19 protein-coding genes and 2 pseudogenes are annotated in these 22,873 nt (G+C 75.1%); 8 read left to right on the top strand and 13 right to left on the bottom strand.

Annotated elements, in window-relative coordinates; translation table 11 throughout:
- Window positions 1-186 (top strand): hypothetical protein (locus tag J4557_RS45790; RefSeq protein ID WP_208273657.1); only part of this gene is annotated, 186 nt, incomplete at its 5' end.
- The gene (locus tag J4557_RS45785) at window positions 183-1,178 is read left to right on the top strand and encodes a hypothetical protein (protein ID WP_208273655.1); all 996 of its coding nucleotides are present in this window, start codon (window positions 183-185) and stop codon (window positions 1,176-1,178) included. The genes J4557_RS45790 and J4557_RS45785, both read left to right, overlap by 4 nt.
- Window positions 1,179-1,218: 40 nt before the next feature.
- Here the strand turns inward: J4557_RS45785 and J4557_RS45780 are convergent, their stop codons facing one another.
- The 7 genes and pseudogenes from J4557_RS45780 to J4557_RS45755 all read right to left on the bottom strand — a co-directional run bounded on the left by J4557_RS45780 (window position 1,219) and on the right by J4557_RS45755 (window position 7,010).
- Window positions 1,219-2,598 (bottom strand): FAD-binding oxidoreductase, encoded by a 1,380-nt coding sequence (locus tag J4557_RS45780; protein ID WP_208273653.1) that lies wholly within the window; start codon window positions 2,596-2,598, stop codon window positions 1,219-1,221.
- A gap of 42 nt (window positions 2,599-2,640) precedes the next feature.
- A pseudogene (locus J4557_RS52545) lies at window positions 2,641-2,835 on the bottom strand (Clp protease N-terminal domain-containing protein); the annotation flags it as partial.
- A 3-nt stretch (window positions 2,836-2,838) separates the two neighbouring features.
- Window positions 2,839-3,183: pseudogene (locus J4557_RS52540) on the bottom strand (Clp protease N-terminal domain-containing protein); the annotation flags it as partial.
- A gap of 3 nt (window positions 3,184-3,186) precedes the next feature.
- Window positions 3,187-3,474: an RNA polymerase subunit sigma-70 gene (locus tag J4557_RS45770; RefSeq protein ID WP_243777405.1), complete on the bottom strand. Its 288-nt coding sequence runs from the start codon at window positions 3,472-3,474 to the stop codon at window positions 3,187-3,189.
- A 104-nt stretch (window positions 3,475-3,578) separates the two neighbouring features.
- Window positions 3,579-4,595: a CNNM domain-containing protein gene (locus J4557_RS45765; protein WP_208273648.1), complete on the bottom strand. Its 1,017-nt coding sequence runs from the start codon at window positions 4,593-4,595 to the stop codon at window positions 3,579-3,581.
- Window positions 4,592-5,941, bottom strand: a complete 1,350-nt coding sequence (locus J4557_RS45760; RefSeq protein ID WP_208273644.1) for a hemolysin family protein — start codon at window positions 5,939-5,941, stop codon at window positions 4,592-4,594. Before J4557_RS45760 ends, J4557_RS45765 begins: the two co-directional genes overlap by 4 nt.
- A 169-nt stretch (window positions 5,942-6,110) precedes the next feature.
- Window positions 6,111-7,010, bottom strand: coding sequence for an EamA family transporter (locus J4557_RS45755; protein WP_208273642.1), 900 nt, complete (start codon window positions 7,008-7,010; stop codon window positions 6,111-6,113).
- 217 nt (window positions 7,011-7,227) lie between these two features.
- On the opposite strand from J4557_RS45755, the gene J4557_RS45750 reads away from it, so the two are divergent.
- On the top strand, window positions 7,228-8,247 hold the full coding sequence (locus J4557_RS45750) for a hypothetical protein (protein ID WP_208273640.1): 1,020 nt from the start codon (window positions 7,228-7,230) through the stop codon (window positions 8,245-8,247).
- 121 nt (window positions 8,248-8,368) lie between these two features.
- On the opposite strand, the gene J4557_RS45745 is transcribed toward J4557_RS45750, so the two are convergent.
- The 5 genes from J4557_RS45745 to J4557_RS45725 form a co-directional block, all read right to left on the bottom strand.
- Window positions 8,369-8,659: a hypothetical protein gene (locus tag J4557_RS45745; RefSeq protein WP_208273638.1), complete on the bottom strand. Its 291-nt coding sequence runs from the start codon at window positions 8,657-8,659 to the stop codon at window positions 8,369-8,371.
- 113 nt (window positions 8,660-8,772) lie between these two features.
- Window positions 8,773-10,650 (bottom strand): CASTOR/POLLUX-related putative ion channel, encoded by a 1,878-nt coding sequence (locus tag J4557_RS45740; protein WP_307800589.1) that lies wholly within the window; start codon window positions 10,648-10,650, stop codon window positions 8,773-8,775.
- Between the two features lie 198 nt (window positions 10,651-10,848).
- On the bottom strand, window positions 10,849-11,178 hold the full coding sequence (locus tag J4557_RS45735; protein WP_151547238.1) for a histone-like nucleoid-structuring protein Lsr2: 330 nt from the start codon (window positions 11,176-11,178) through the stop codon (window positions 10,849-10,851).
- Between the two features lie 17 nt (window positions 11,179-11,195).
- Window positions 11,196-11,552 (bottom strand): histone-like nucleoid-structuring protein Lsr2, encoded by a 357-nt coding sequence (locus tag J4557_RS45730; protein ID WP_208273636.1) that lies wholly within the window; start codon window positions 11,550-11,552, stop codon window positions 11,196-11,198.
- Window positions 11,553-11,688: 136 nt separating this feature from the next.
- A complete protein-coding gene (locus tag J4557_RS45725; protein ID WP_208273634.1) occupies window positions 11,689-13,008 on the bottom strand; it encodes a PucR family transcriptional regulator in 1,320 nt (439 codons plus the stop codon).
- 252 nt (window positions 13,009-13,260) lie between these two features.
- On the opposite strand from J4557_RS45725, the gene J4557_RS45720 reads away from it, so the two are divergent.
- The 4 genes from J4557_RS45720 to J4557_RS45705 all read left to right on the top strand — a co-directional run bounded on the left by J4557_RS45720 (window position 13,261) and on the right by J4557_RS45705 (window position 19,600).
- Window positions 13,261-15,360, top strand: a complete 2,100-nt coding sequence (locus J4557_RS45720; protein ID WP_208273632.1) for a catalase — start codon at window positions 13,261-13,263, stop codon at window positions 15,358-15,360.
- 527 nt (window positions 15,361-15,887) lie between these two features.
- Window positions 15,888-16,721, top strand: coding sequence for a hypothetical protein (locus J4557_RS45715; protein WP_208273630.1), 834 nt, complete (start codon window positions 15,888-15,890; stop codon window positions 16,719-16,721).
- 603 nt (window positions 16,722-17,324) lie between these two features.
- Window positions 17,325-18,371 (top strand): polyprenyl synthetase family protein, encoded by a 1,047-nt coding sequence (locus J4557_RS45710; protein WP_208273621.1) that lies wholly within the window; start codon window positions 17,325-17,327, stop codon window positions 18,369-18,371.
- Between the two features lie 14 nt (window positions 18,372-18,385).
- A complete protein-coding gene (locus J4557_RS45705) occupies window positions 18,386-19,600 on the top strand; it encodes a PucR family transcriptional regulator (protein ID WP_208273619.1) in 1,215 nt (404 codons plus the stop codon).
- A gap of 103 nt (window positions 19,601-19,703) precedes the next feature.
- Here the strand turns inward: J4557_RS45705 and J4557_RS45700 are convergent, their stop codons facing one another.
- Window positions 19,704-20,090, bottom strand: coding sequence for a nuclear transport factor 2 family protein (locus tag J4557_RS45700; protein ID WP_208273617.1), 387 nt, complete (start codon window positions 20,088-20,090; stop codon window positions 19,704-19,706).
- 378 nt (window positions 20,091-20,468) lie between these two features.
- On the opposite strand from J4557_RS45700, the gene J4557_RS45695 reads away from it, so the two are divergent.
- A complete protein-coding gene (locus J4557_RS45695; protein ID WP_208273615.1) occupies window positions 20,469-22,862 on the top strand; it encodes an MFS transporter in 2,394 nt (797 codons plus the stop codon).
- Window positions 22,863-22,873: the final 11 nt, after the last annotated feature.

The raw sequence follows: 22,873 nt of genomic DNA, 5'->3' as shown, positions 1-22,873 counted from the left end.
CACCGGCACCCGCGCCCGCGGCCCCGCCCCCGGCCCGCGCCGCGGCCGCACGTGCCGTCCGGACCGCGCACCGCGCGCCCGGCCGCGCCGTCGTGGATCGGCCCGGAGTGCCGCCGCAGGTTCCCCGGCGACCCGGCCCGCCAGGGCGCCTGCGTCGCCGCCCTCACCCGCTACTACGCGAAATGATCGCGATCACGGGAACCCCGGCGGCCCGGGACGGGTCGTACATGACCATGAACCCGAACGACGCCATCGCCGCCGCCCTCATCGACGCCTTCGCACGGCGCGGATACCCGTGCTCGCTGCCCGACCCGAACACGCTCGCCATCACGTTCAAGGACGGCTCGCAGGCGCGCGCGGACATCTCCGAGTGGCGGGCCCACGCCGGCCGCAACTCGCGCGCCGACCTGCCCGGCCTCGCCGCGCAGTACGCCGACCGGGCCGTCCAGGCGTTCGAGCGCGGGCCCGCCGCCGCGCCCGCCGGCGGGGGCGCGCGGCGCATGCTGGAGCAGGGGAGCCTGCGCGTCCGCCTCTACCCGGAGAGCGCGCTCGACGAGCGGATGCGGGCCGCGCTGGTGACCCGGCCGCTCGCCCCCGGGCTGCTGGAGACGGTCGTCGCCGACCTGCCCGACTCGATCGTCCCGCTGAACCGGGCCGACCTCGGCGACGTGCCCGAGCACGAGGCGTTCGGCGCCGCGCTGGCCCGTTCCATCGAGGCCGAGCCGCACTACGTGCAGGCCACCGACATCGACGGGGTGAAGATCGCGCACATCGGCGAGCAGCACCGCTACATCGGCGCCCACGCGCACGTGCTGCGCCGCCACTTCCCGGGGCCGCTGCCGTTCGGCGCCCTCGTCGCCTTCCCGCTGCCCGAGTACGTCGCGGTGCACGAGATCGGCGGCGACCAGCACCTCGTCCTCGCGCTCAAGACGATGCAGGAGGCGGCGGCCCGGCTCGCCGGGAGCGGGGAGCGGCCGATCAGCCCGCAGGTCTACTGGTGGCGGCCGGGGGAGTACGAGCGGATGGAGGAGCGCGCCGGCCTCTACAGCGGCCGCGTCCCCGACCTGCGGCCGGTCGGGGTCCAGGTCGAGCAGGGCGAGGACGGGCGGCTGAGGGTCGGGCTGCTCGGCGACGCGACCGCCGAGCTGGTCCAGGGCTGGGAGGCGGCGCGCGGCTGAACCGGCCGCGAGGCGCCGGCCGCCTCCCGCCGCGCCCGGCTCAGGGCGTCCCGAACACCTTGCCCGGGTTGAAGACGCCCGCCGGGTCCAGCGCGTCCTTGACCGCGCGGTGCATGGCGATCACCGCCGGCTCCAGTTCGGCGTGCAGGCCGCGCCGCTTGAGCAGGCCCACCCCGTGCTCGCCGGTGACGGTGCCGCCGAGGTCGAGGGCGTCCGCCACGATCCGGTCGAACGCCCGCTGGGCCCGCACCCGCGCGTCGTCGTCGCCCGCCGGCGCGATGATCAGCGGGTGCAAGTTGCCGTCGCCGGCGTGCGCGATGTTGGCGATGTGGGTGCCGGTATCGGACGCGGCGGCCTCGATGCGGACCAGCATCTCCGGGACGAGCGCGCGCGGCACGCACACGTCCTCGGTGAGCACGGGGCCGAGCCGCTCCAGCGCCGGGTAGGCGAGCCGCCGCGCGGCGAACAGCGCCTCGGCCTCCGCCTCGTCGGACGAGCGGGCGCTCCAGGTCGCGCCGGCCTCCTTGAACAGGGCGACCATCGCGTCGGCCTCCGCCTCGCCGGCCTCGCCGGGAAGGTCGGTGCGGCCGAGGAGCAGCACGTTCGCGTCGGCGGACAGCCCCATGTTCCGCCACGCGTCGACCGCCTCCAGGCAGTGCCGGTCGACCAGCTCCAGCGCGCTCGGCACGATCCCGGCGGCGGTGACGCGGCTGACCGCCTCGCCCGCGTCCCGCAGCGCGTCGAAGTACCCGACGACGGTGTGCTCGGGGGAGCGGGCGCCGCGCAGCCGCACCGTGACCTCGGTGATCACGCCGAGCGTGCCCTCCGAGCCGACCATCAGCCCGCACAGGTCGTACCCGGCGACGCCCTTGGCGGTGCGGCGGCCCAGCCGCACCACCTCGCCGCGCCCGACCACGGCCTGCACGGCCAGCACGTAGTCGCGGGTCACGCCGTACTTGACGCAGCAGACGCCGCCGGCGTTGGTCGCCACGTTGCCGCCGATCGTGGACCACGGCGAGCTGGCCGGGTCCGGCGGGTACCACAGGCCCCGCTCGGCGGCGGCGAGCCGCAGCGCGTCGTTGACCACGCCGGGCTGGACGACCGCGAGCCGCTCGGCGGCGTCGATCTCGACGATCTCGTTCATCGCCTCCAGCGACAGCAGCACGCACCCGTCCAGGGCGTTGGCGCCGCCGGACAGCCCCGTGCCGGCGCCGCGCGGGACGACCGGGACGCCGTGCTCGGCGCACGCCGCCACCACGGCCCGGACGTCCTCGGTGGACCCGGCGCGGACGAGCGCGGCGGGCGTCCCGTGCGGCGCCCACTCCGCCTCGTCGTGCGCGTAGGAGGCGACCACGTCCGGGTCGGTGACGAGCCGGGCGGCGGGGACGGCGGTGCGGAGGGCGTCCAGAAAAGCGGGCATGTCCCCACGAAATCACATCATCAGGCGCGGGCGGGCGCGTGATCACGCCGCCTCGGCGGTCAGCAGCCGAGTGATGTCGGCGCGCAGTCCCGGGACGTCGACGCCCGCCTCGGTCGCCAGCCGCACCGCCAGGAAGTCCTCGTCGTGCAGGACGCCGAGCAGGATGTGGCCGCTGCGGATCTGCTTCTGCTTGAGCCGGACCGCGTGCCGCAGGCTCAGCTCCAGGGCCTTCTTGGCCTTCGGCGTGAACGGGATGTGGCCGGTCGGACGGCCCCGGCGCCCGGGCGGGGCGTCGAGGGCGCCCTCGCCGAACGCCTCCTCCGTCGCCTCTCGGACGGCGTCGAGGTCGATGCCGAGGGTGCGCAGGGCCTCGGGGTCGAGGCCGCCGCCGTGGCGGGCGATCCGGGCCCGCAGGTCGGACGCCTCCAGCCCGTGCGCCCGCAGCGTCCCGCTCAGGGCGTGGCCGTGCGTGCAGAACGCGAGCAGCAGGTGTTCGGTGCCGATGTGGTGGTCGTTCAGCATGCGGGCGTCCTCCTGGGCGAGGACGACGACCCGCCGCGCGTCCTCGGTGAAGCGCTCGAACATCTCCTACTGCTCCTTCTTCGCTTGTCCGAGGGGGGACGACCCCCCACGCCCCCCTGCCGACTTCGTCGGCAGGGAGAGGCGGCGCCCGCCGCCGTGCTTCTTGTGGACGGCCTGCCTGCTCACGCCGAGGCAGACCGCGATGTCCTGCCAGGACCAGCCCTGGTCCCGGGCGCTGGCCACCTGCAGCGCCTCCAGCCGCTCGGCCAGCTCGCGCAGCGCGCGGACGGCCCGCAGGCCGACCGCCGGGTCCCTGCTGCTCGCCTCCTGGGCGAGCGTCACTCCATCGCTCATGCTGTCAATGTAGGTTGACACTCCGGACGCTGTCAACCCATGTTGACGTACGACCCGTGGCGCGACCCCGCCCCGACCGGCGCGGCCTCGGCGCCGGGACCGGATCAGGCGAGCTTCAGCAGCGTGGTGAGCAGGTCGTCGAGGCTGACCAGCCCCGCCACCTGCCCGTCCGGCCCGACCGCCAGGCCCAGCTGGCTGTGCCGCGCCCGCAGCGTCGCGACGGCCTCGCCGACCGGCGTGCCCACCGGCATCGCCGGCACCGGATGCGCCAGCTCCCCGGCCGTGGTGTCCCGGCCGCGCGCCCGCGCCAGGTAGGCGTCGCGGACGTGCACCATCCGCGCCTGCCCCCGGCCGGAGTCGCGCAGCATGATCCGGATCCGGCCGGTGCGCGCGGCGGTGTCGATGACCTCCTGCGGGGACGCCCCGGGCGGCACCGACACGATCTCCGACACCGGGACCACCAGCCCCGACAGCGGCGCGCGCGGCGCGTCCAGCGCGGCCGTCAGCAGGGTCAGGTCGCGCTGCCCGATCAGGCCGAGCCGCCGCGAGTCCTCGGCGATGCTGCGCAGCTGCTCCGGCGTCCGCGACACCTCCCGCGTCTCGCCCGGATGCACGCCCGCCGCGCGCAGCAGCAGGTTCGTCGCGCCGTTCAGCGCCGCCAGCAGCGGCCGCACGACCGCCGTGAACGCCCGGAACGGCAGCGCCAGCACCGTCGCCGACCGCTCCGGCCCCGCGATCGAGAACGACTTCGGTGCCATCTCCCCGACGACCATGTGCAGGAACGTCACCACGCCGAGCGCGATCACGAACCCGAACACGTGCGCCACGCCGCCCGACAGGCCCGCGGCGTGGAACAGCGGCGCCAGCGCCTCGGTGAACACCGGCTCGGACACCACGCCCAGCCCCAGCGAGCACATCGTGATGCCGAGCTGCGCGCCCGCGAGCGTCAGCGACAGCTCGCCGATCCCCGCGACCGCCGCCCCCGCGGCCCGGCTCCCGCGCGCGGCGGCCCGCTCCAGCCGCGGCCGCTTCGCCGCCACCAGCGCGAACTCCGTCGCGACGAAGAACCCGTTGCCGGCCAGCAGCGCCAGCGTCACCGGGACGCCCAGGGTCAGGTTCACCGGTCCCCGCCGTCCCGCCCGCCGGGCGCCGTGACGACGGTCCGGATCCGGATCAGCTCCGGGACGTGCCGGTGCACGGTCAGCACCTCCACCACGGCCGTGCGCGGCGGCTCGTCCAGCCGGGACTGCTCCAGCTCCACCCGCACCACGTCGCCCGGGCGCGCCACCCGGCCGAGCCGCTGCAGCAGCAGGCCCGCGACGGTCTCGTAGTCGCCCTCCGGCAGCGCGATCCCGGTCTCGTGCGCCACCTCGTCCACCCGCAGCCCCGCGTCGGTCGTCCACCACTCGCCGCGCCGGATCGCCAGGTCCTCGTCCGGGTCGTGCTCGTCGGCGATCTCCCCGACCAGCTCCTCCGCGACGTCCTCCCAGGTGATCAGCCCGGCGAAGCCGCCGTACTCGTCGACCACGCACGCCACGGGCGCGTCGGCGGCGCGCAGCCGCGCCACCACGTCCGGCAGCGGCAGCGACGACGGCACCAGCAGCGGCGGCCGGGCGATCGCGCCCACCGGCGTCCGCTCGGACTCCTCCGGGCCGAGCAGGATCAGCTCGTCCAGCCCGACGATCCCGACCACGTCGTCGACCCCCTCCCCGACGACCGGGTAGCGGGAGTGCCCGCTCGCGGTGATGACCTCGCTCAGCTCCGACGCGCGCGCCGCCGCGGGCACCGTCACCACGTCCACCCGCGGCACCATGACCTCCTCGGCGTCCCGCTCGGAGAACACCAGCGCCCGCTCCAGCAGGTCGGCGTGCGCCTCCTGGAACTGCTCGCCGGACTCGCCGATGATGTGCCCGAGCTCCTCCAGCGTCGCGCCGTGGTGCAGCTCCTCGACAGGCTCGATCCCGACGGCCCGGACGAGGCGGTTCGCCGCCGCGTCGAACAGCCGGATCACCGGCGCCGCCACCATCAGGTACACCAGCGTGGACCCGGCCAGCCACCGTGCCATCGGCTCCGCCCGCGCCAGCGCCAGGTTCTTCGGGAACAGCTCGCCCAGCACCATCTGCAGCACCGTCGCCAGCACGAACCCGAGCGCGACCGCGACGCCGCCGGCCGCGCCGCGCGGCACCCCCGCCGCGGACAGCACCGGCGAGATCAGGTCGGCCAGCGCCGGCTTGGCGATGAACCCCACCACCAGCGCGGTCACGGTGATGCCGAGCTGCGCGCCCGACAGCATGAACGACAGCCGCTCCATCACCCGGACGGCGCGCGCCGCCGCGCGGTCGCCCTCCGCCGCCCGCTGGTCCAGCAGCGGGCGGTCCGCGGTGACGAACGCGAACTCCTGCGCCACGAAGTAGCCCGTCGCGGCGGTCAGCACCAGCACCGCGAGGAGGCCCAGCGCACCGTTCACCGGCCCCCCGCGCCGTCCGGGACCGAACCGTCGGCCGGCGGCCCGCTCTGCCCGGGCACCATTCCCCCTCCACGCGTCCCTGCAAGATCCCTTCTACCCTGCCAGGAGCCGGCATGCGCCGCGAGACCCGCCCGCCCGTCCGGTTCGGCGGGCGGGCCGCACGGCCCGTCTACCGGGCGGTGATGAGGACGACGCCCGCCGCGACCACGCAGGCCGCCGCGATCCGGCGCGGGCCGAGCCGCTCGGCGAAGAACACCGCGCCGATGACCGCGCCGGAGATCACCCCGGTCTCGCGCAGCGCCGCCACGGACGCCAGCGTGCCGCGGGTCTGCGCCCACAGCACGATCCCGTACGCCGCCATCGAGATGAGGCCGCCCGCCAGGCCGCGCAGCGCGGCGGCCCGGTCCAGCCGGGTGAGCGTCGCGCGGCCGCGCAGGGCCAGCACGAGCGCGACCGTCACCGGCGCCTGGATGCCGAACATCCACGACGTGTACGACAGCGATCCGCCCGCGTGCCGCACCCCCATGCCGTCCAAGAGCGTGTAGCCCGCGATGGACACGCCGGTCAGCAGCGCCGCCGCGACGGCGCGCGGGTCGCGCTCCCGCGTCACGCCGGCTTCCCCGTCCGCGCCTGCCTCCCCGTCCGCGCCGCCTTTGCCGGCGCCGTCGCGGCGGCCCGCGAGGGCCAGCACGCCGAGCCCGCCGCATACCGCCGCGACGCCCGCGTCCTGCGCCCACGTGAGCCGCTCGCCGAGCGCCGCCGCCGCCACGGCCGCCACCAGCAGCGGCGCGCTGCCTCGCGCCAGCGGGTACACCTGGCTGAAGTCGCCGAGCTGGTACGCCACGAGCAGCAGCCCCATGTAGACGATATGGACGGCGACCGACGCCAGGAGCCACGGCCACGCCGCCCGGTCCGGCGGGCCGACGACCGCGCCCATCGGGACCACGACCAGCGCCTCCCCGAGGCCGATCAGCGCGAACGAGGCCCACCGGTCGGGAGCGCCCTTCGCGATCGCGTTCCAGACGGCGTGCAGCACTCCGGCGAAGATCACGGCGAGGGCGACGGTCATGCGCCCACCCCACCGCGAACGGGCCGTCACCGGCATCGATTTAGGTGAGGGCTAAAGGGTCTCAGAGCCCCGCCGGGGGCCCGAATTTCCGGATCTCGTGACATTCCGGGGATGGCTGGGCACAAGTGATAGCAAGTGATGGAAGGCAGAACGGGCAGATCTCCCGCGGGGCGGCACCGCCCGGCCGCGGGACGTCCTGAGGCGGTGGGGAGCGCCGATGAACGATGAGAGCCGTCCCCGTCCGGTGTTCGACCCGGGCATTCCCGTCGCGGACCGCGCCGTGCTCGCCGCCGCCCCGGAGCGGCTGGTCGCGGCGAGCCTGCCGGCGCCCGCGCCGCCGGCCGTGACCGCCGCCACCGTCGCCGCCCGGGTGCTGTGGATCCCGGCGTTCGCCGTCTTCTACGGCGTGCTCCCCGGCGGCTGGCTGCGGGTGTTCTTCCTCGCGTCGCTCGACCAGGACGACCTCGTCGGCGGCGCGCTGCGGTGGGGGAGGCTCCCCGTCCTGGCGATGATGCTCACCCCGGCGCTGCAGGTCCTCCTGCTGCTGCTCGGGCAGCAGGAGGCCGCCGTGCTGCTGGCCGCCGTCAGCTTCACCGGCTGGGTCATCGGCGCGCTGCGGCATCTGCGCGAGCCCGCCGCCGCCCGCGCCGCCCGCGAGCATCACGGCCGCTACCTGCTGCCCGCCGACTTCGACCGGCCCGCGGCGCGGCTGCTGGTCCGCGCCCAGCGCGCCGTCGACGCCGTCCTCCGGTCGCAGTCGCACCGCACCGGGCTGCTGGACGACGTCGGCAACACGGTCGTGCTGCCCCGGCAGGAGTGGGCGATCGCGTCCACGCTCGCCGAGCACACCCGGCTGCGCCGGGAGCGCGTCGTGCAGCAGACCGAGCGGCTGTCCCCGCGGGTCCGGGCCCTCCTCGAACCGCAGGAGCGCGCGCTCGCGCTGTCGGCCCGGTCCGTCACCGTCCGGATCGAGGCGCTGGAGGCGTACGCGCGCCGCGCCGGCGAGGCCGACGACGCGTTCCACGAGTCGCGGGTCCTGGCCGCGCTGCCGGAGCAGAACGCCCGCTACCGCGACCTGCTCGCCGGCACGGTCGGCGACGAGATGGCCGCCGCCGAGATCCGCGGCATGGCCGAGGACGCCCGCCGCACCGAACGCGCCCTCCGCGAGGAGGTCGCGGACGCCCTGGACACAACCCCCGAACTCGCCCTCCCCAAGGACCAAGAAGAGACGCGCTAGAACCCAGCCGCCGCGCGAGCGCGCCATCTGACCGGTGGGGGCGATGCCGAAGGCGAGCCCCCACCGGGAAGCTCGCGAAGCGAGTTCGCGCTCGCCCCAAGACCGGTCAAGGACCGAGCCGCTAGGCGAGGCCCTTGGGCCGGGATTGCGAGAACACAGCGATGATGCGGTCGGCGGTGCGCTGGGTGCCGGCGATGCGTCGGCGCAGGCGCGTCCTGCCGGGACGCGTTCCGGCGGTGCGCCGCACGGGCCGCGCAGCCCGGTCCGCCTCCTCGGCCAGCAGGGCCCCCGCCCGTGCCAGCTCGGCCAGCAGCCGGCGCGCGGCGCGGCCGTCCCGCTCGTCCAGCGCGCAGCCGTACAGCGCCTCGATCTCGGCTATGCGCGCTCCCAGCCGCAACATCTGATCGCCCACGATTGATCACCCCGTCGGTCCAATTGTGGGCGATCCGCGGCCGTTCGCGCACCGGCATTTCCCCGGCATCGCATTCCGGACGGGCCGTAACCGGGGGGCGTGCGCGTGCGGTGTCAGTTCTCCGCGAGGACGATGACGCGGTCGTGCGCCGACAGCACCAGCGGGGCCGTCTTGCCCGGGTTGAGCACCACGCCGTACCCGGGCGGCTCGTGGTACCGGTCGCTCAGCCGGTAGCCGAGCGCGACCTCGCCGCGCCGCCGCGCCGACTCGATCAGCGTCGCGAAGTCGGCGGTGCCGCCCGGCACGAGGTAGTCGCAGGCGGGCTTGAGGTAGATCTCCGACCCGGCCGGGTCGAGCAGGTCGGCGAACACGTCGTACAGGTGCCGGTTCTCGCTCAGCTGGGTCAGCATCAGGCTGATCAGCTTGTCGCTGACCACGAAGTCGTCGGCCTTGGTGACCTGCGCGACCTCCCGGTTGGCGTCGTCGTTGATCTCGCTGACGATGGAGAACGGGTCGCCGAGGGCGTCCTCCATGTCGCGCAGGTGCAGCAGCGTCACCAGCGTGCGCGCGTCGGCGTGCTCGCGGTCGTAGCCGGCCTCCGACAGCACGATGACGTGCTGGTAGGACCCGACGTCCAGGGACTCCAGGGACGGCCGCTCCGTCGGCTCGGCGCGCACGAACCCGACCTTGAGGTTGGCGAACGGGCCGAGCCCGCCGGTCGGGTCCTCGCGCGGCGCGGCCACCGTCAGCGCCGAGCCGGGGGCGAGGAAGTCGTCCAGCAGCTCGATGATCTTCTGGGCGCGGTGGTTCCAGCCGAGCAGCAGGGTGCGCTCCGGCACCGGCTCCCGCGCGGTCGCCGTGGTGATCGCCCGCTCCCGGACGGGCGGCGGCGGCCCGGACGCGAGCCGGATCAGCAGGTCGTCCTCGGCCAGGACGATGATCTCGTCGTCGGCGCGGACCGCGGTGTCCATCGGCGGGTTCAGCGCGACCGTGCCGTCGCTGCGCCGCAGCCCCGCCGGGACGCCGAGGTCGTACCGCGACAGGGTCTCGCCGAACGTCATCCCCGCCAGCGACGGCTCGGCGCGCATGTAGAACTCGTGCCCGGCGAAGTCCAGCAGGTCGGTGCAGACCTGCGACAGGCCGGACTGCCGGTGCGACTGGACGATCAGCCGGATCGCGATGTCGTCGGCGTCGATGACCCGCGCGGCCTCGCCGCCGGCCAGCCGGGCCGCGGGCAGGTTCGCCGAGTCGTGCACCGCGGCGACGACGTGCGGCCGGCGGCGCTCCCATGCGCGCGCGCCGAGCGACAGCAGCACCTTGATGACGTGGGTGTCGGCGTCCTCGACCTCCGGCGAGATCACCATGATGGACCGCGCGGTGCCGGGGCTGACCAGGTCCAGGTCCGCGACCTTCAGCGGGTTGCCGGTGCGGCACACGATCCGGGTCCGGCCGAACTCGCCGACCCGCGCCCTGATGGCGTCCTCCATCTCGACCTTGTCGCGGTCGGCGAGGATCGCCACGCACGAGCGCCGCTCGCTCTGGTTGGCCTCGACCAGCTCGGCGACGACCGTGAACACCTGCTCCGACCAGCCGAGCAGCACGGTGTGGCCCTGCTCGACGATCCGCGACCGGCCCTTCCGCAGCTCGGTGATCTTGCTCTCCAGGCCGGTGGTGAGCACGCCGATCAGCGAGCTGACGATGAAGAGGCCGCCGACCGTGGCGACCAGCATCAGGCCGAGGAACGCGACGCCGCCGCTGTCGCCGCCCATCGTGCCGGGGTCGAGCGTGCGCAGCAGGCTGCGCCACACCATGCCGGGCCAGTGCCCGTTGCGGTCGCTGTCGCGCGGCGCGAGGACGACCGCGGCCGTCGCCACCACGAGCACGAGCGCCGCCGACGCGAGCCCGAGCCAGCCGATGAGCGCCGGCGTCCCCTTCGACATCGTCGTGTCGAACCAGTACCGGACACGGTCCCGTCGCGTCGCGTGCTTCAACCCCGCTTGCCCCCTTTGCCGGACCCCCCGGGCGTCACCCTACCGACTTGCGCGCCGATGATGTCCACCATGCGGAATTCGGGGAATGCCGAGCGAAAGGCGATTTGCCCGGTGCGCACTAATGCGTGAGGGGCCGGAGTGAGAATTTCACTCCGGCCCCTCGGCGCTCTGCCGGAACACGGCCGGCCGCGCGGGGCGCTAGTGCGCGGCCTCGTACTGCTCGATCACATTGGCGGGGATACGGCCCCGCTCATTGACCTTGATGCCGTGGTTCTTCGCCCACTCGCGAATCTCGGCGGACCGCTCGCGGCTGCCCGCGGTACGCGTGCCGCGGGCCTGCCTGCCCGCGGGCTTGCGCGCCTTGCGGGCACCGGCCACGAACGGCTCCAGCCCGTCGCGCAGCTTCGCGGCGTTCTTCTTGCTCAGGTCGATCTCGTAACTGGTGCCATCGAGTGAAAAGCTGACCGTCTCGTCGGCCTCGCCACCGTCGATGTCGTCCACGAGAAGGACTTCGACCTTCTGTGCCATGCGGGGACTCCCTCTAGCTATGCGTCCGGCTTCGCGTCCGGATGAGCGTCGATGAATGCAGCATAGACCTCATCCGATATCTTGCCACGCTCGGAGACTTCGACGCCCTCGCGCAATGCCCACTCGCGGACATCGCCGTTCGTGTAGCCCTTGATCTTCGCTACCCGAGGCTTGCGGCCCTTCCCCGCGGGCTTCACCTCCGCGGCGTTCTCGATGAAGGGCGCGAGCGCGTCCAGCATCTCGTTCAACCGCTTGTAGTTGTCCTCGCTCAGGTCGATCGTGAACGTCCGACCCAGGACCTCGAAGTCCCGCTTGGTGACATCGTCCCCTTCGGAGCCGTCGATGTCGTCGACTCGAATGACCTTCTCGGCCATCTGTACCTTGTGTTCCTTCCCCTCGCCAACGCGGCGCCCCTGACCGTAGCGGATTCCGCGCCCCACCATGACGTCGCGGCGCGGCGCGGCACCGGAAAAGGCGCGCGGATCGGCACGCCGTTCGCGCGGGAGGCGGTCAGGAAGAGGAACGGGCCCGGATCCAGGTGCTGAGCAGCAGCATCATCTCCAGGCGGAGATCGGGGTCCTCGATGTCGAAGTCGAACATCTCGTGGAGTTGCGCGAGCCGGTACCGGACGGTCTGCGGGTGCACGCACAGCACCTCGGCGGCGCCCGTGGCGTTGAAGCCGTGCTTCATGCACTCCAGCAGCGTCTCCGCCAGCCGGACGCCCTGCCGCGGGCCCGCCGCCTCCAGCGGGGCCAGCCGCCGCGCCGCCACCAGGGCCGCCAGCGAGCCGCCCTCCTGCAGCAGCAGTTCCGGCAGGTGCTCGTCGGCGCGGACGAGCAGCCCGCCGCGCCGGGATCCGCGGCCCGCGCCGTTCGGGCGGCCCGCGCCGTTCGCGCCGCCCGCCGGGGTGCCGCCCCCGGCGCGGCCGCGGCGCGGCGCGGCCGGTGCGAGCTCGAGCGCGCGCCGCGCCCACTGCAGCGACGTCCGCGCCTGGTCCGCGGGGACGGACGGGCCGACCGCGCCCGTCCAGCCGGCCAGCGTCGCGGTCAGCTCGTCCATCCGGCCGGGGCCGTCCGGGTCCGGCATCACCAGGCAGGGCCGGCCGTGGTCCAGCCCGGTCAGCAGCGACGGCGGCAGCCCGGCGGGGCCCTCGCCGCCGCTGCCCGGCCGCGGCCGCAGCACGATCACCGCGAGCCGGCGCGGCAGCGGCCAGCCCGCCCGCGCGGACTGCTCGCCGACGACCTCGGGCGGCGCGGCCGGGTCCGACAGCAGCAGCGCCAGCAGCCGGCCGCGGCGCTGCTCGCGCTCCCCGGCGGCCTTCTCGCGCGCCCGCGCGTACCCGTGCGCGGCGGCGGACGCGAGCGCGTCCAGGTAGGCGAAGTTGGCCTCGGCGAGCAGGCTGACCAGGGCGCGCGGGCGGCCGAGCCGCTCCGCCTCGACCGCCAGGTGCCGCCAGGCCAGCCGCGACGCCACCCGCATCGCGTTCTGCAGGTGCTCCAGGCTGCGCCCCTCGACGGCCTCGCCGTACCCGACGTCGAAGAAGACCTGGTACACCTCCTTCCAGGAGGCGTCCGGGTCGGCGATCATCTGGACGAAGTGCTCCATCGCGTGCGCGACCGCGGCCTCGGCGACGCGGACGTAGGCGGCGTCGCCCGGCCGGTCGTACTCGGGGACGTGCCGCAGCACGCCCTGCACCATCGGGCCGAGCAGGTCCGGCAGCCGCGGGCGCATCCAGCGCGCCTCCTCGGCCGGGACGTCCCGCCACGGCTCCTCCGTCAGCCCGTCCAGAACCGGCGATCCGGTGTGCGCGTCCTCGTATGCCGTCGTCATGGCGACACCTCCTCGACCGAGCGCCCGGTCGTCTCAACCTAGGCACCGGGGCGGGAGCGCGACACTCATCCGTCCGCACCGCCGGGCGGGGCCGATTGTCAGCTGTTTGACAACGTCCGCGCCCGCCGGCGGCCGTCCCGCGGCGGCGCGGCGGGGCGTGCTCAAGTTCCGGTCAAAGCGTGCATGGCGGGTGGTTCGCCGGGTAGCGGCCCCACCGAGTGCGATCACCGAGCAGCCACGAGGAGCTGGATCATGGCCAACCCGGCCGGCCACGAGGACCGTAAGCAGGAGCTGTTGGAGCGGCGGCGGGTGAGCCCGGACGGGGCGGCCGGGCTCACCACCGACCAGGGCGTCCGGGTCGACGACACCGACAACTCCCTGACGGTGGGCGAGCGGGGTCCATCGCTGCTGGAGGACTTCCACCTCCGCGAGAAGATCACTCACTTCGACCATGAGCGGATCCCCGAGCGGGTCGTGCACGCGCGGGGGTCCGGGGCGTACGGGCGCTTCACGCTGACCGAGTCGCTGGCCGAGTACACCACCGCCGACTTCCTGTGCGACACCTCGCTGACGACGCCGGTGTTCGTGCGGTTCTCCACCGTCGCCGGGTCGCGCGGGTCGGCCGACACGGTCCGCGACGTCCGCGGCTTCGCGACCAAGTTCTATACGAACCAGGGCAACTTCGACCTGGTCGGCAACAACATGCCGGTCTTCTTCATCCAGGACGGCATCAAGTTCCCCGACTTCGTGCACGCGGTGAAGCCCGAGCCGCCGAACGAGATCCCGCAGGCGTCGTCCGCGCACGACACGCTGTGGGACTTCGTCCAGCTCCAGCCCGAGACGATGCACATGATGATGTGGCTGATGTCGGACCGGGCGCTGCCGCGCAGCTACGCGATGATGCAGGGGTTCGGCGTGCACACGTTCCGGCTCGTCAACGCCGAGGGCCGCGGCACGTTCGTGAAGTTCCACTGGAGGCCGAAGCTCGGCACCCACTCGCTCGCGTGGGACGAGACGCAGAAGATCGCCGGCAAGGACCCCGACTTCAACCGGCGCGACCTGTGGGACCGCATCGACGACGGCGACTTCCCCGAGTACGAGCTCGGCGTGCAGCTGGTGCCGGAGGAGGACGAGCACCGGTTCGGGTTCGACCTGCTCGACCCGACCAAGATCATTCCGGAGGAGGAGGTGCCGGTGCGGCCGGTCGGCCGGATGGTGCTGGACCGCAACCCCGACAACTTCTTCGCCGAGACCGAGCAGGTCGCCTTCCACATCGGCAACGTCGTGCCCGGCATCGACTTCACCAACGACCCGCTGCTGCAGGCCCGGCTGTTCTCCTACCTGGACACCCAGCTGATCCGGCTGGGCGGGCCGAACTTCCCGCAGATCCCGGTGAACCAGCCGGTCGCCGACGTCCGCAACCACCAGCGCGACGGCTACCACCAGATGAAGCTGCACCAGGGGCAGGCGAGCTACCACAAGAACTCGCTGGGCGGCGGCTGCCCGGCGGTCGGCGGACCCGGGTCGTTCACCCACTACCAGGAGCGGGTGGACGGCGAGAAGATCCGCAAGCGGAGCGAGAGCTTCAAGGACCACTACTCGCAGGCGACACTGTTCTGGAACAGCATGTCCGACTGGGAGAAGGACCACATCGTCGGCGCGTTCCGGTTCGAGCTCGGCAAGTGCGACCACAAGCACATCCGGGAGGGCGTGGTCGCGCAGCTCAACCACGTCGACCACGACCTCGCCGTTCGGGTCGCCGAGGGTGTCGGGGTGGAGCCGCCGGCGGACGCCCCGATCGCCAACCACGGCCGCACCTCGCCCGCGCTCAGCCAGGACAACGCGCCCGCCGGGCCGGTGCGGGGCCGCAAGGTCGCGATCCTGGTGGCGGACGGCGTCGACTCGGCGGCCGTCGGCGCGGTCGGCGACGCGCTGGCCGAGGCGGGCGCGGTGTGCGAGGTGCTCGCCGCCAGGGACGGGCACGTCCAGGCCGCCAACGGCGCGCAGGTCTCGGTGACCCGCGCGATGCCGACCGTCGCGTCCGTGCTGTACGACGCGGTGCTGGTGCCCGGGGGAGAGGCGAGCGTGCGGACGCTCGCGCAGGACGGCGACGCGGTGCACTTCGTCGCGGAGGCGTTCGTGCACTGCAAGGCGATCGGTGCGCTGGACGAGGGCGTCGCGCTGCTGGAGCGGGCCGGGATCACCGGGGTGAAGACCTCGGAGGACGGCACCGTCGAGGACTTCGGCGTCGTCACCGGGCGCGGGCCCGGCGGCGACTTCAGCGCCGCGCTCATCGAGGCGATCGGCAAGCACCGGCACTGGCGCCGGCAGAAGGACCACGTTCCGGCCTGACCGGACGGTGCCGGGCGGGGCCCGGCGCGGTGGCACGCTTCGAGCGGGCGCCGCGCCGGGCCCCGCTCCGTGTGGCCGCATTCTGCCAAATGAATTGTGGGCCATGTCACAAGAACGGCGGCGCGAGGAATCATTGAAACGTGATCTGAAAATCTACCTTGTGCGACTCCCCGTTTAAAGCGCGCGGCCGGAAGGGCGGGAATCGCGCGCATTCCGCCCGCATTCCGGCTGGACGGGGCCGGGCCCGCCGCCGGCCGGCCGCCGCGACCGTCTCTGCAAGTGGCTCCTGACATGCGGGTTCCGGGCGGCCCGGGGCTGCCGCGCGGTGCGTCCGGCGGGCCGCGGCTTGCCGGTCTGGGAAGACCCGCGCTGCCCGGACTGCCCATGGGTGCAGTTCATCCGGGCGCATTTCTGTAGCAAGATGACGGCCGTCCCGCTGGATTTCCTGTGCTTCCGGTAAGGGTGCCGGGCGGCCTTTTTCCTCGCCGCCGGGCAAGGGCATGGGGCCGATTATGGAGGGAGGGCGCATGGCCGCGTCCGTCGTCGAACGATTCCGCGAGCCGGCCGTCGACGAGTCCGCCCCCTTCCACGTCGGCCACCCCCTCGACCGCGTGCCGGGAATGCTGCTGTTCAGCGGCCTGCTGGACCTCGCCGTCCGCGCGGACTCGGCGCGATCGTGCGGACGGCGGGCCGGGCGGGTGGTGGCCGGGCTCGACTTCCCCTGGTCCTGCGAGTTCGAGCGCGGCACCACGCTGTCGTGCCGTCCCGTCCCCGGCCGCAACCGTGCCTGGACGGTCGCCGCCCGGCAGGACGCCCGGGAGGTGTGCGCCGGCTCCATCGCGTTCGCCGACGACGACGGTCCTGCGGCCGGCCCGCCGGGCCCGGCGCGTCCGCTCGCCGCGATGCCGCCTCCCCGGCACGCGCCCGTGGACCTCGTGCACAGGCACCGGCCGGAGAACCTCCAGGTAGGAGAGCCCGTGCGGCGCGGTCGAGGCGCGGTCGAGGCGGCCGTGCTGCGGCCGCCGGGCCGGGACCGGGCCGCCTGGAGTCCCGTGGAGATCGTCGAGGCGGGCCGCCAGTTCGCCGCGCTGCTGGAGCACGGCGAGCACGGCGAGCACGGCGAGCACGGCAGGCCGATGGACGTGCGGCTGCTGTGGGCGCCCGTGCGGCTGGACGTCCCGTTCCGGCTGGGCGGGGCCGTCCCGCTGCTGCTGCGCTGGCAGGTCGCGCGGATGCCGGGGCCGAGGTCCCGATGCGCGGCCACCCTCGCGGACGCCTCGACGGGCGCCGGCCTCGGGTCGCTGGCCTACGAGGCGTACGCGGTCGATGCGGAGCGCTGCGAGCGGACCCGGTCGTCATGAACGGTCCGCTCCGCGACACGGCCCTGCTGCTCGCGCCCCGCCCGGGCTTCGCCGCGGGCGCGGGCCTGCTCGCGGCAGGGCTCGCCGTCCACGCGCCGCGCGACGGCGCCGGGCCGGCGGTCATGCTCGCGCTGTACCCGGGGTGGCTGCTGGCAGAGGCGCCGGTGACGTTCCGCCGGGCCGCCGCGTCCCCGTCGGACGCGCGGACCCCGCCGCCCTACGCGCTCACCGAGGCGCGCCGCAGGCAGCGCGGATCCTGCCGAGGCCCGGCCAGACGGGCCGTCCTGCGCGTACTGCTCGGCATGATGCGCTGGTCCGTGCGCGCGCGGGAGGACGCCCGGTTCTGCCGCACGCAGCTGTTCGGGCTGTCCCGCGAGGTGATGTGGCGGCTCGAGCGCCGCGTCCGGGCCGGTCGTCGAGCGCGGCACCCTGCTCCCGCACACCGCCGTCGAGGTCGGCGCCGTCGCCCGCGTCCCCGCCGGCGCCCGGATCGAGCCGTACGGGCGGTCCGGCACGGTCCGCGTCCTCGGCGCCCCGGCGGGCGCCGCCGCCGGCCGACCCCGGCACCGCCCGAGAACCCCGCGAAGAAGGAGGAGTCGGCACGTGGAAGAAGGAGCGTTCGGCCAGGCCGCGCAGGAGCGGGCCGCCGCCGAGGTCGAGGCGGAGATCGGCCGGCTGTGCGAGCGGCTCGCCGAGGGCCTGGCGATGGGCCTGGACGAGGGCCGCGAGATGGTCGGCGGCGCGATGGCGGAGTTCCTGCTGGACTTCTTCGAGGTCGTCCGCGCCAGGGGCTCGCGTCCCGGGATGCGGGGGACGGTCGCGCTGCCGATGCTCGTCCACGGCGCGGAGACCGGCGACCCGGCGCCCGCCCGGCCGCTCGCCGTCGTCCACCTGCTGTGGTGGGCGGCGGCCCGCTACCTGGACGACCTGACCGACGCGCCCGGCGCCCCGCCGGCCGGGAACACCGCGGTCGCCAAGCGGGTGCTGACCGCGCTGGCGGTGGGCGGCCACCTGCCCGTCCGGCTCGTCGCGGACCTGCCGGTGCCCGACGCCGTCCGCCGCGGGCTCGCCGACGAGGTGTCGCGCGCCTGGCTCGACGCGGTGGACGGGCAGCTGCGCGACCTCACCGAGCGCCCGTCCGCCGCCACGCCCGCGTCGGTGCTGCGCGCCTACGCGGGCAAGACGGGCGCTCCGTACGCGATGGCGGCGGCGTCCGCGGCCCGGCTCGCCGGCGCGGGACCCGGCCGGGCCGGCGGCTGGCGCGCGTTCGGCCGCCGCCTCGGCGTCCTCCGCCAGCTCGTCAACGACCAGCGCGACCTGGCGTCGGGACGGCACGAGGACCTCGCCAACGGCACAGCCACGTACCTGCTGGCGCACCTGCTGTCCGCGCTGCCGGCCGCGCGGCGGCGCGAGGCCCTCGCGCTGCACGCGGGCGCCCGCCATTCGGCGTGCGCCCGCGCCGAGCTGACCGCCTGGATGCTCGACGAGGACGTCCTGGACGGCTACGCCGCGTCCGTCGCGCCGCTCGTCCGGCACGCGCACGACCTGCTCGGCCTGCTCGGCGGGGACCCCGCGCACGTCCGGGAGCTGCACGACCTGGTCGACGAGACCGCCGGGCACCTGCCCGGACTGCGGCTGGCCGTGGCCTGAGAGGAGGACCCCGCATGACTTCGGCCGGCGGACTGCCGGACTTCCTCGCGGCGCAGGGCCCGCGGGTCGCCGCGGCGATCGGCGAGGCGCTCGGCGGCCACCCGGCGCACCAGCCGATCCGGCGCACGGCCGGGCCGCTGTTCGGCGGCCGGGAGGAGACCTCGGCGCGGCTGCTCGCGCTCGTCGCGGCGGGCGGCCCGCTGCCCGCCGACGACCTCGCCCGGTTCCGCGACCTCGGGGCGATGGCGGCGCGGCAGGGCATCCCGCTGCCGGTGCTGTCGGAGGTGTGGGACGCCGCGCTCGCCGCGGCGGCGCGGGCCTGCTGGGCGGCGGCGCCCGCCGGCCGCTTCACCGAGCTGGCCGAGGCGACGGGGCGCGCCGCGCGGCTCGCGGCACGGGCCCGGGAGGCGTGCATCCAGGGGTACGCGGACGCGCCGCGCGAGGGCGTCCGGTCCCGGCCGCTGCGCCGGCTGCTCGCCGAGACGCTGATCGACGGCGCGCCCGCCGAGGTCATCGCGGAGGCCGCCGGGGTCGCGCTCGCGTCCCGCTACCTGGTGCTGCGGTGCGAGGCGCCCGGCCTCGGCGCGGCCGCCGCCGCGCACTGGGCGCGGGCCCGCGAGCACCTGGAGGCGATCGACGGCGTGCTCTACTCCGGCGACCTCGCCGGACTGGTCGTGCTGTTCCCGGCCGGGGACCCGGTGCGGGCCGAGGTGGCGGCCGCCGAGTTCGTGGCCGTCCTCGCCACGTGGACGCGGGGGCCGGTGCACGCCGCCGAGTCCTGCCGGAGCGGTCTCGGCGGGATCCCCGACGCGCTGGAGGAGGCGTCCCGGGTGCTGACGGTCGTCAAGGCGATCCCGGACGCCGAGGACCGCCCCTACCGCGCCGACGAGCTGCTCGTCGAGCTGGCGATCCTCGGCCAGCCCGGCATCCGCGAGCGGCTCGCCGCGGTGCTGTCCCCGCTCGACGCCGGCACCGACCTGCGCCGCACCCTGGAGGTGCTGCTCGCCTGCAACCTCGACCGCGAGCGCGCCGCCCGGGAGCTGTGGATCCACCGCCGGACGCTGCACTACCGGCTGGACCGGATCCGGGACCTGTCCGGCATCGACCCGAGCTCCGCGCGCGGCATCCAGCTGTTCCGCGCCGCGCTCACCTCGGCGCGGCTCGCCGGACTCGAACGCGACGGCCGCCGGGCCGAGGAGGCGTCGCTGCCGCCGCCGCTGAGCGCCTGACCCCCTTCGCGGAACCCCGCCCGCGCTCCCCGTCCCGTTCCACGCCCGCCGGCCGCTCGCCCGCTTCGCCCCGCCGGGCCTCGCGAGATGGCGCGCGGGGCCGTCAGGTGAGGCCCATCTCCCGCTTGGCGGCCTCGAACTGCACCGCCATCGCCTCCGACAGCGCCTTCGCGCCCGACAGGGGGCGCACCATCACGCAGAACTCGTCGATCAGCCCGGAGTCGTCGTGGTGCAGGAAGTCGCAGCCGTGCACCTCGCGGTCGCCGACCCGCGCCTTGAACACGAGCGCGTGGTCCCGCCCGTCGCTGATCTCCCGGACGTAGCGGAAGTCGGTGAACACGCGGGTGACGGCGCGCAGGATCGCCGACACCACCGGGCGGCCGTCATAGGGCGCGAACGCCACCGGGCTGAGGAACCGCACGTCCTCGGCCAGCAGGTCGGGCAGGGCGTCGAGGTCGCCCGTCTCGATGGCCGCGCGGAAAGGGTGCATCGGGCCTGCCTCCATACCGGGTGTCGTCCCTGCTCGTGTGTCGGTGCTCGTCGGTGCTCGCGGTCCGTGCTCGTCGTCCTCGCTCGGGCCGCCGAGGCGCCGGCCGGCGTCCCGCCGAGCCTAATGTGATCTCCGTCCGGCGGGCGTGCCGGGGGCACGCCGACCTGACCGGCGTGACTCCTTTTTCTCATCCCTTCGCCTCTATCGGTAAATTTCGGTCTTCGCGGAGAGTGATGCTGGTCTCATTCTCCGTCGCGGTTCCCCGGCGGGGAATGAAACCGGCCCCTCATCGTCTTGATCACGAGGTGCGCCGCCGCCCCCGAGCGCGGCGCCCACCCCGCCGCACGGACCGATCCATCCTCCCGGAGGCGTACCAGCGTGTCCCAGCCCGCCACCGCCCAGTACCCGCGCACGGCCGCCCCCGCCGGCACCGCGGCCGCCGGCCACGAACCCGACCTCGGCCTCCCCGCCGAGCGCGGCTCGGGCCTGCTGATCGCCGTCCTGGCGTTCGCCGGCATCGTCGTCGCGGTCATGCAGACCCTGCTGATCCCGGTCATCGGGCAGCTGCCGCAGCTGCTGCACACCTCGCTGTCGAACGCGACGTGGGCGATGACCGCCACGCTGCTGTCCGGCGCCGTCGCCACCCCGATCATGGGGCGGCTCGGCGACCTGTACGGCAAGAAGCGGATGACGCTCGTCAGCATCGGGGCCGTCGTCGTCGGCTCGCTGGTCGCCGCGGTCAGCTCGGAGCTGCTGCTGGTCGTGACCGGCCGCGCGATCCAGGGCTTCGCGATGGGCGCGATCCCGCTCGGCATCGGCCTGATGCGCGACTCGCTGCCGCGGGAGCGGCTCGGCTCGGCGCTGGCGCTGATGAGCTCCTCGATCGGCGTCGGCGGCGCGCTCGGCCTCCCGGTGGCGGCCTACATCGCCCAGCACTTCAGCTGGCACATGCTCTTCTACGGCGCCGCCGCGCTCGGCGTCGTGTCGTTCGCGCTGGTGGCGTTCGCCGTCCCCGAGTCGAAGGTGCGGGCGAAGGGACGCTTCGACATCGCCGGGACGGTCGGGCTCACCGCGGGGCTGCTGGCCGTGCTGCTGCCGATCACCAAGGGCGGCGACTGGGGCTGGACGAACGCCCGCACGCTCGGGCTCGGCGCGGCGGGCGTCGCGATCCTCGTGCTGTGGGGCGTGCTGGAGCTGCGGCTGCGCGACCCGCTGATCGACCTGCGCACCACCGCGCGCCGCCAGGTGCTGCTCACCAACCTCGCCGCGATCACCGTCGGCGTCTCGTTCTACGCCATGTCGCTGGTCCTGCCGCAGCTGCTGGAGCTGCCGAAGGCGACCGGGTACGGCCTCGGGCAGTCGCTGCTGGTCGCCGGGCTCACCGTGGCCCCGATGGGCATCGCGATGATGCTGGTCTCGCCGCTGTCGGCGCGCGTGTCGGCCGCGTACGGCGCCAAGACCTCGCTCATCCTCGGCATGATCGTGATCGGCGGCGGCTACGCCGCGGCGCAGGGCCTGATGGGCGCGGTGTGGCAGGTCGCGCTGGTCTCCACGATCGTCGGCGCCGGCATCGGCCTCGCCTACTCGGCGCTCCCCACGCTCATCCTCGGCGCCGTCGACCCGTCCGAGAGCGGGGCGGCCAACGGCGTGAACACGCTGATGCGCTCCATCGGCACCTCGGTGTCCAGCGCGCTCCTCGGCACCGTCCTCGCCCGCAACACCCTCCACTTCGGCGGGGCCGAGGTGCCGGACATGACCGGCTTCCGGATCTCGTTCGCCATCGCGACCGGCGCCATCGCGGTCGGCGTCCTGCTCGCGGCCTTCCTGCCGTCCGGGCGCCGCGCGGTGCGGCACGCCGGTCGTCCGGCCCGGCCTTCCGCACCGGTCGCCGCCGAGGTTCCGGCCGCCTCCCCGGGCCCGGTGGAGAGCCCGGCGGTGCCCTCCGCGGAGAGCGAGCCGTCCGCCGAGAGCGAGGCGTCCGCCGTGGCCGGGCCGACCTCCGCGGGCGAGGGCCCGGCGGTGCGCGGACGGGTGCTGCGCCCGGAGGGGACGCCGCTCTCCGGCGCCACCGTCACCCTGATCGACGCGAGCGGCCGCCAGCTCGGCGTGGTCGCCACCGGCGACGACGGCGGGTACGCGGTCGCGGCACCCGCGCCCGGCGGCTACGTGCTGGTCGGGTCCGCGCCCGGCCACCAGCCCGAGGCGGCCACTGTCACCGTTCTCGACGGCCCGGCGGGCGCCGACCTCGTGCTCGGCGGCATCGGCGGCGTGGCCGGCACGGTCCGCGACGAGGCGGGCGCGCCCGTCGCCGGCGCCGTCGCGGTCGCCACCGACCAGCGCGGCGAGGTCGTCGCCTCCGCCGTCACCGGCGGGGACGGCGCGTTCGCGCTGGCCGACCTCGCGCCCGGCGGCTACACGCTGACGGTGAGCGCGGCCGGGCGCAGGCCCGCCGCCCGCCCCGTGCGGGTCGAGGGCGGCGAGCCGGCACCGGTGGAGATCGAGCTGCCCGCCGGGCCCGCGCTGCGCGGCACCGTCCGCGGCCGCGGCGGCGAGGCGCTCGGCGACGCGCACGTGTCGCTGGTCGACCAGGCCGGGAACGTCGTCGCCACCGCCCGCACCGGCCCGGACGGCGCCTACGCGTTCGACGGCCTCGCCCCCGAGGACTACACCGTCGTCGCGTCCGGGTACCCGCCGGTCGCGGTGCCGCTCGACCTGTCCGGCGCCGGGCGCGACGACTTCGACATCGCGCTGACCCACCGCCGGAGCGAGTAGCCGCCCGCGGC

It is taken from the genome of Actinomadura nitritigenes, assembly GCF_017573545.1.
GTDB classification, from domain to species: domain Bacteria; phylum Actinomycetota; class Actinomycetes; order Streptosporangiales; family Streptosporangiaceae; genus Spirillospora; species Spirillospora nitritigenes.
The sequence above is the reverse complement of the archived record's forward strand: the minus strand, read 5'-3'. Positions and strand labels throughout refer to the sequence as shown.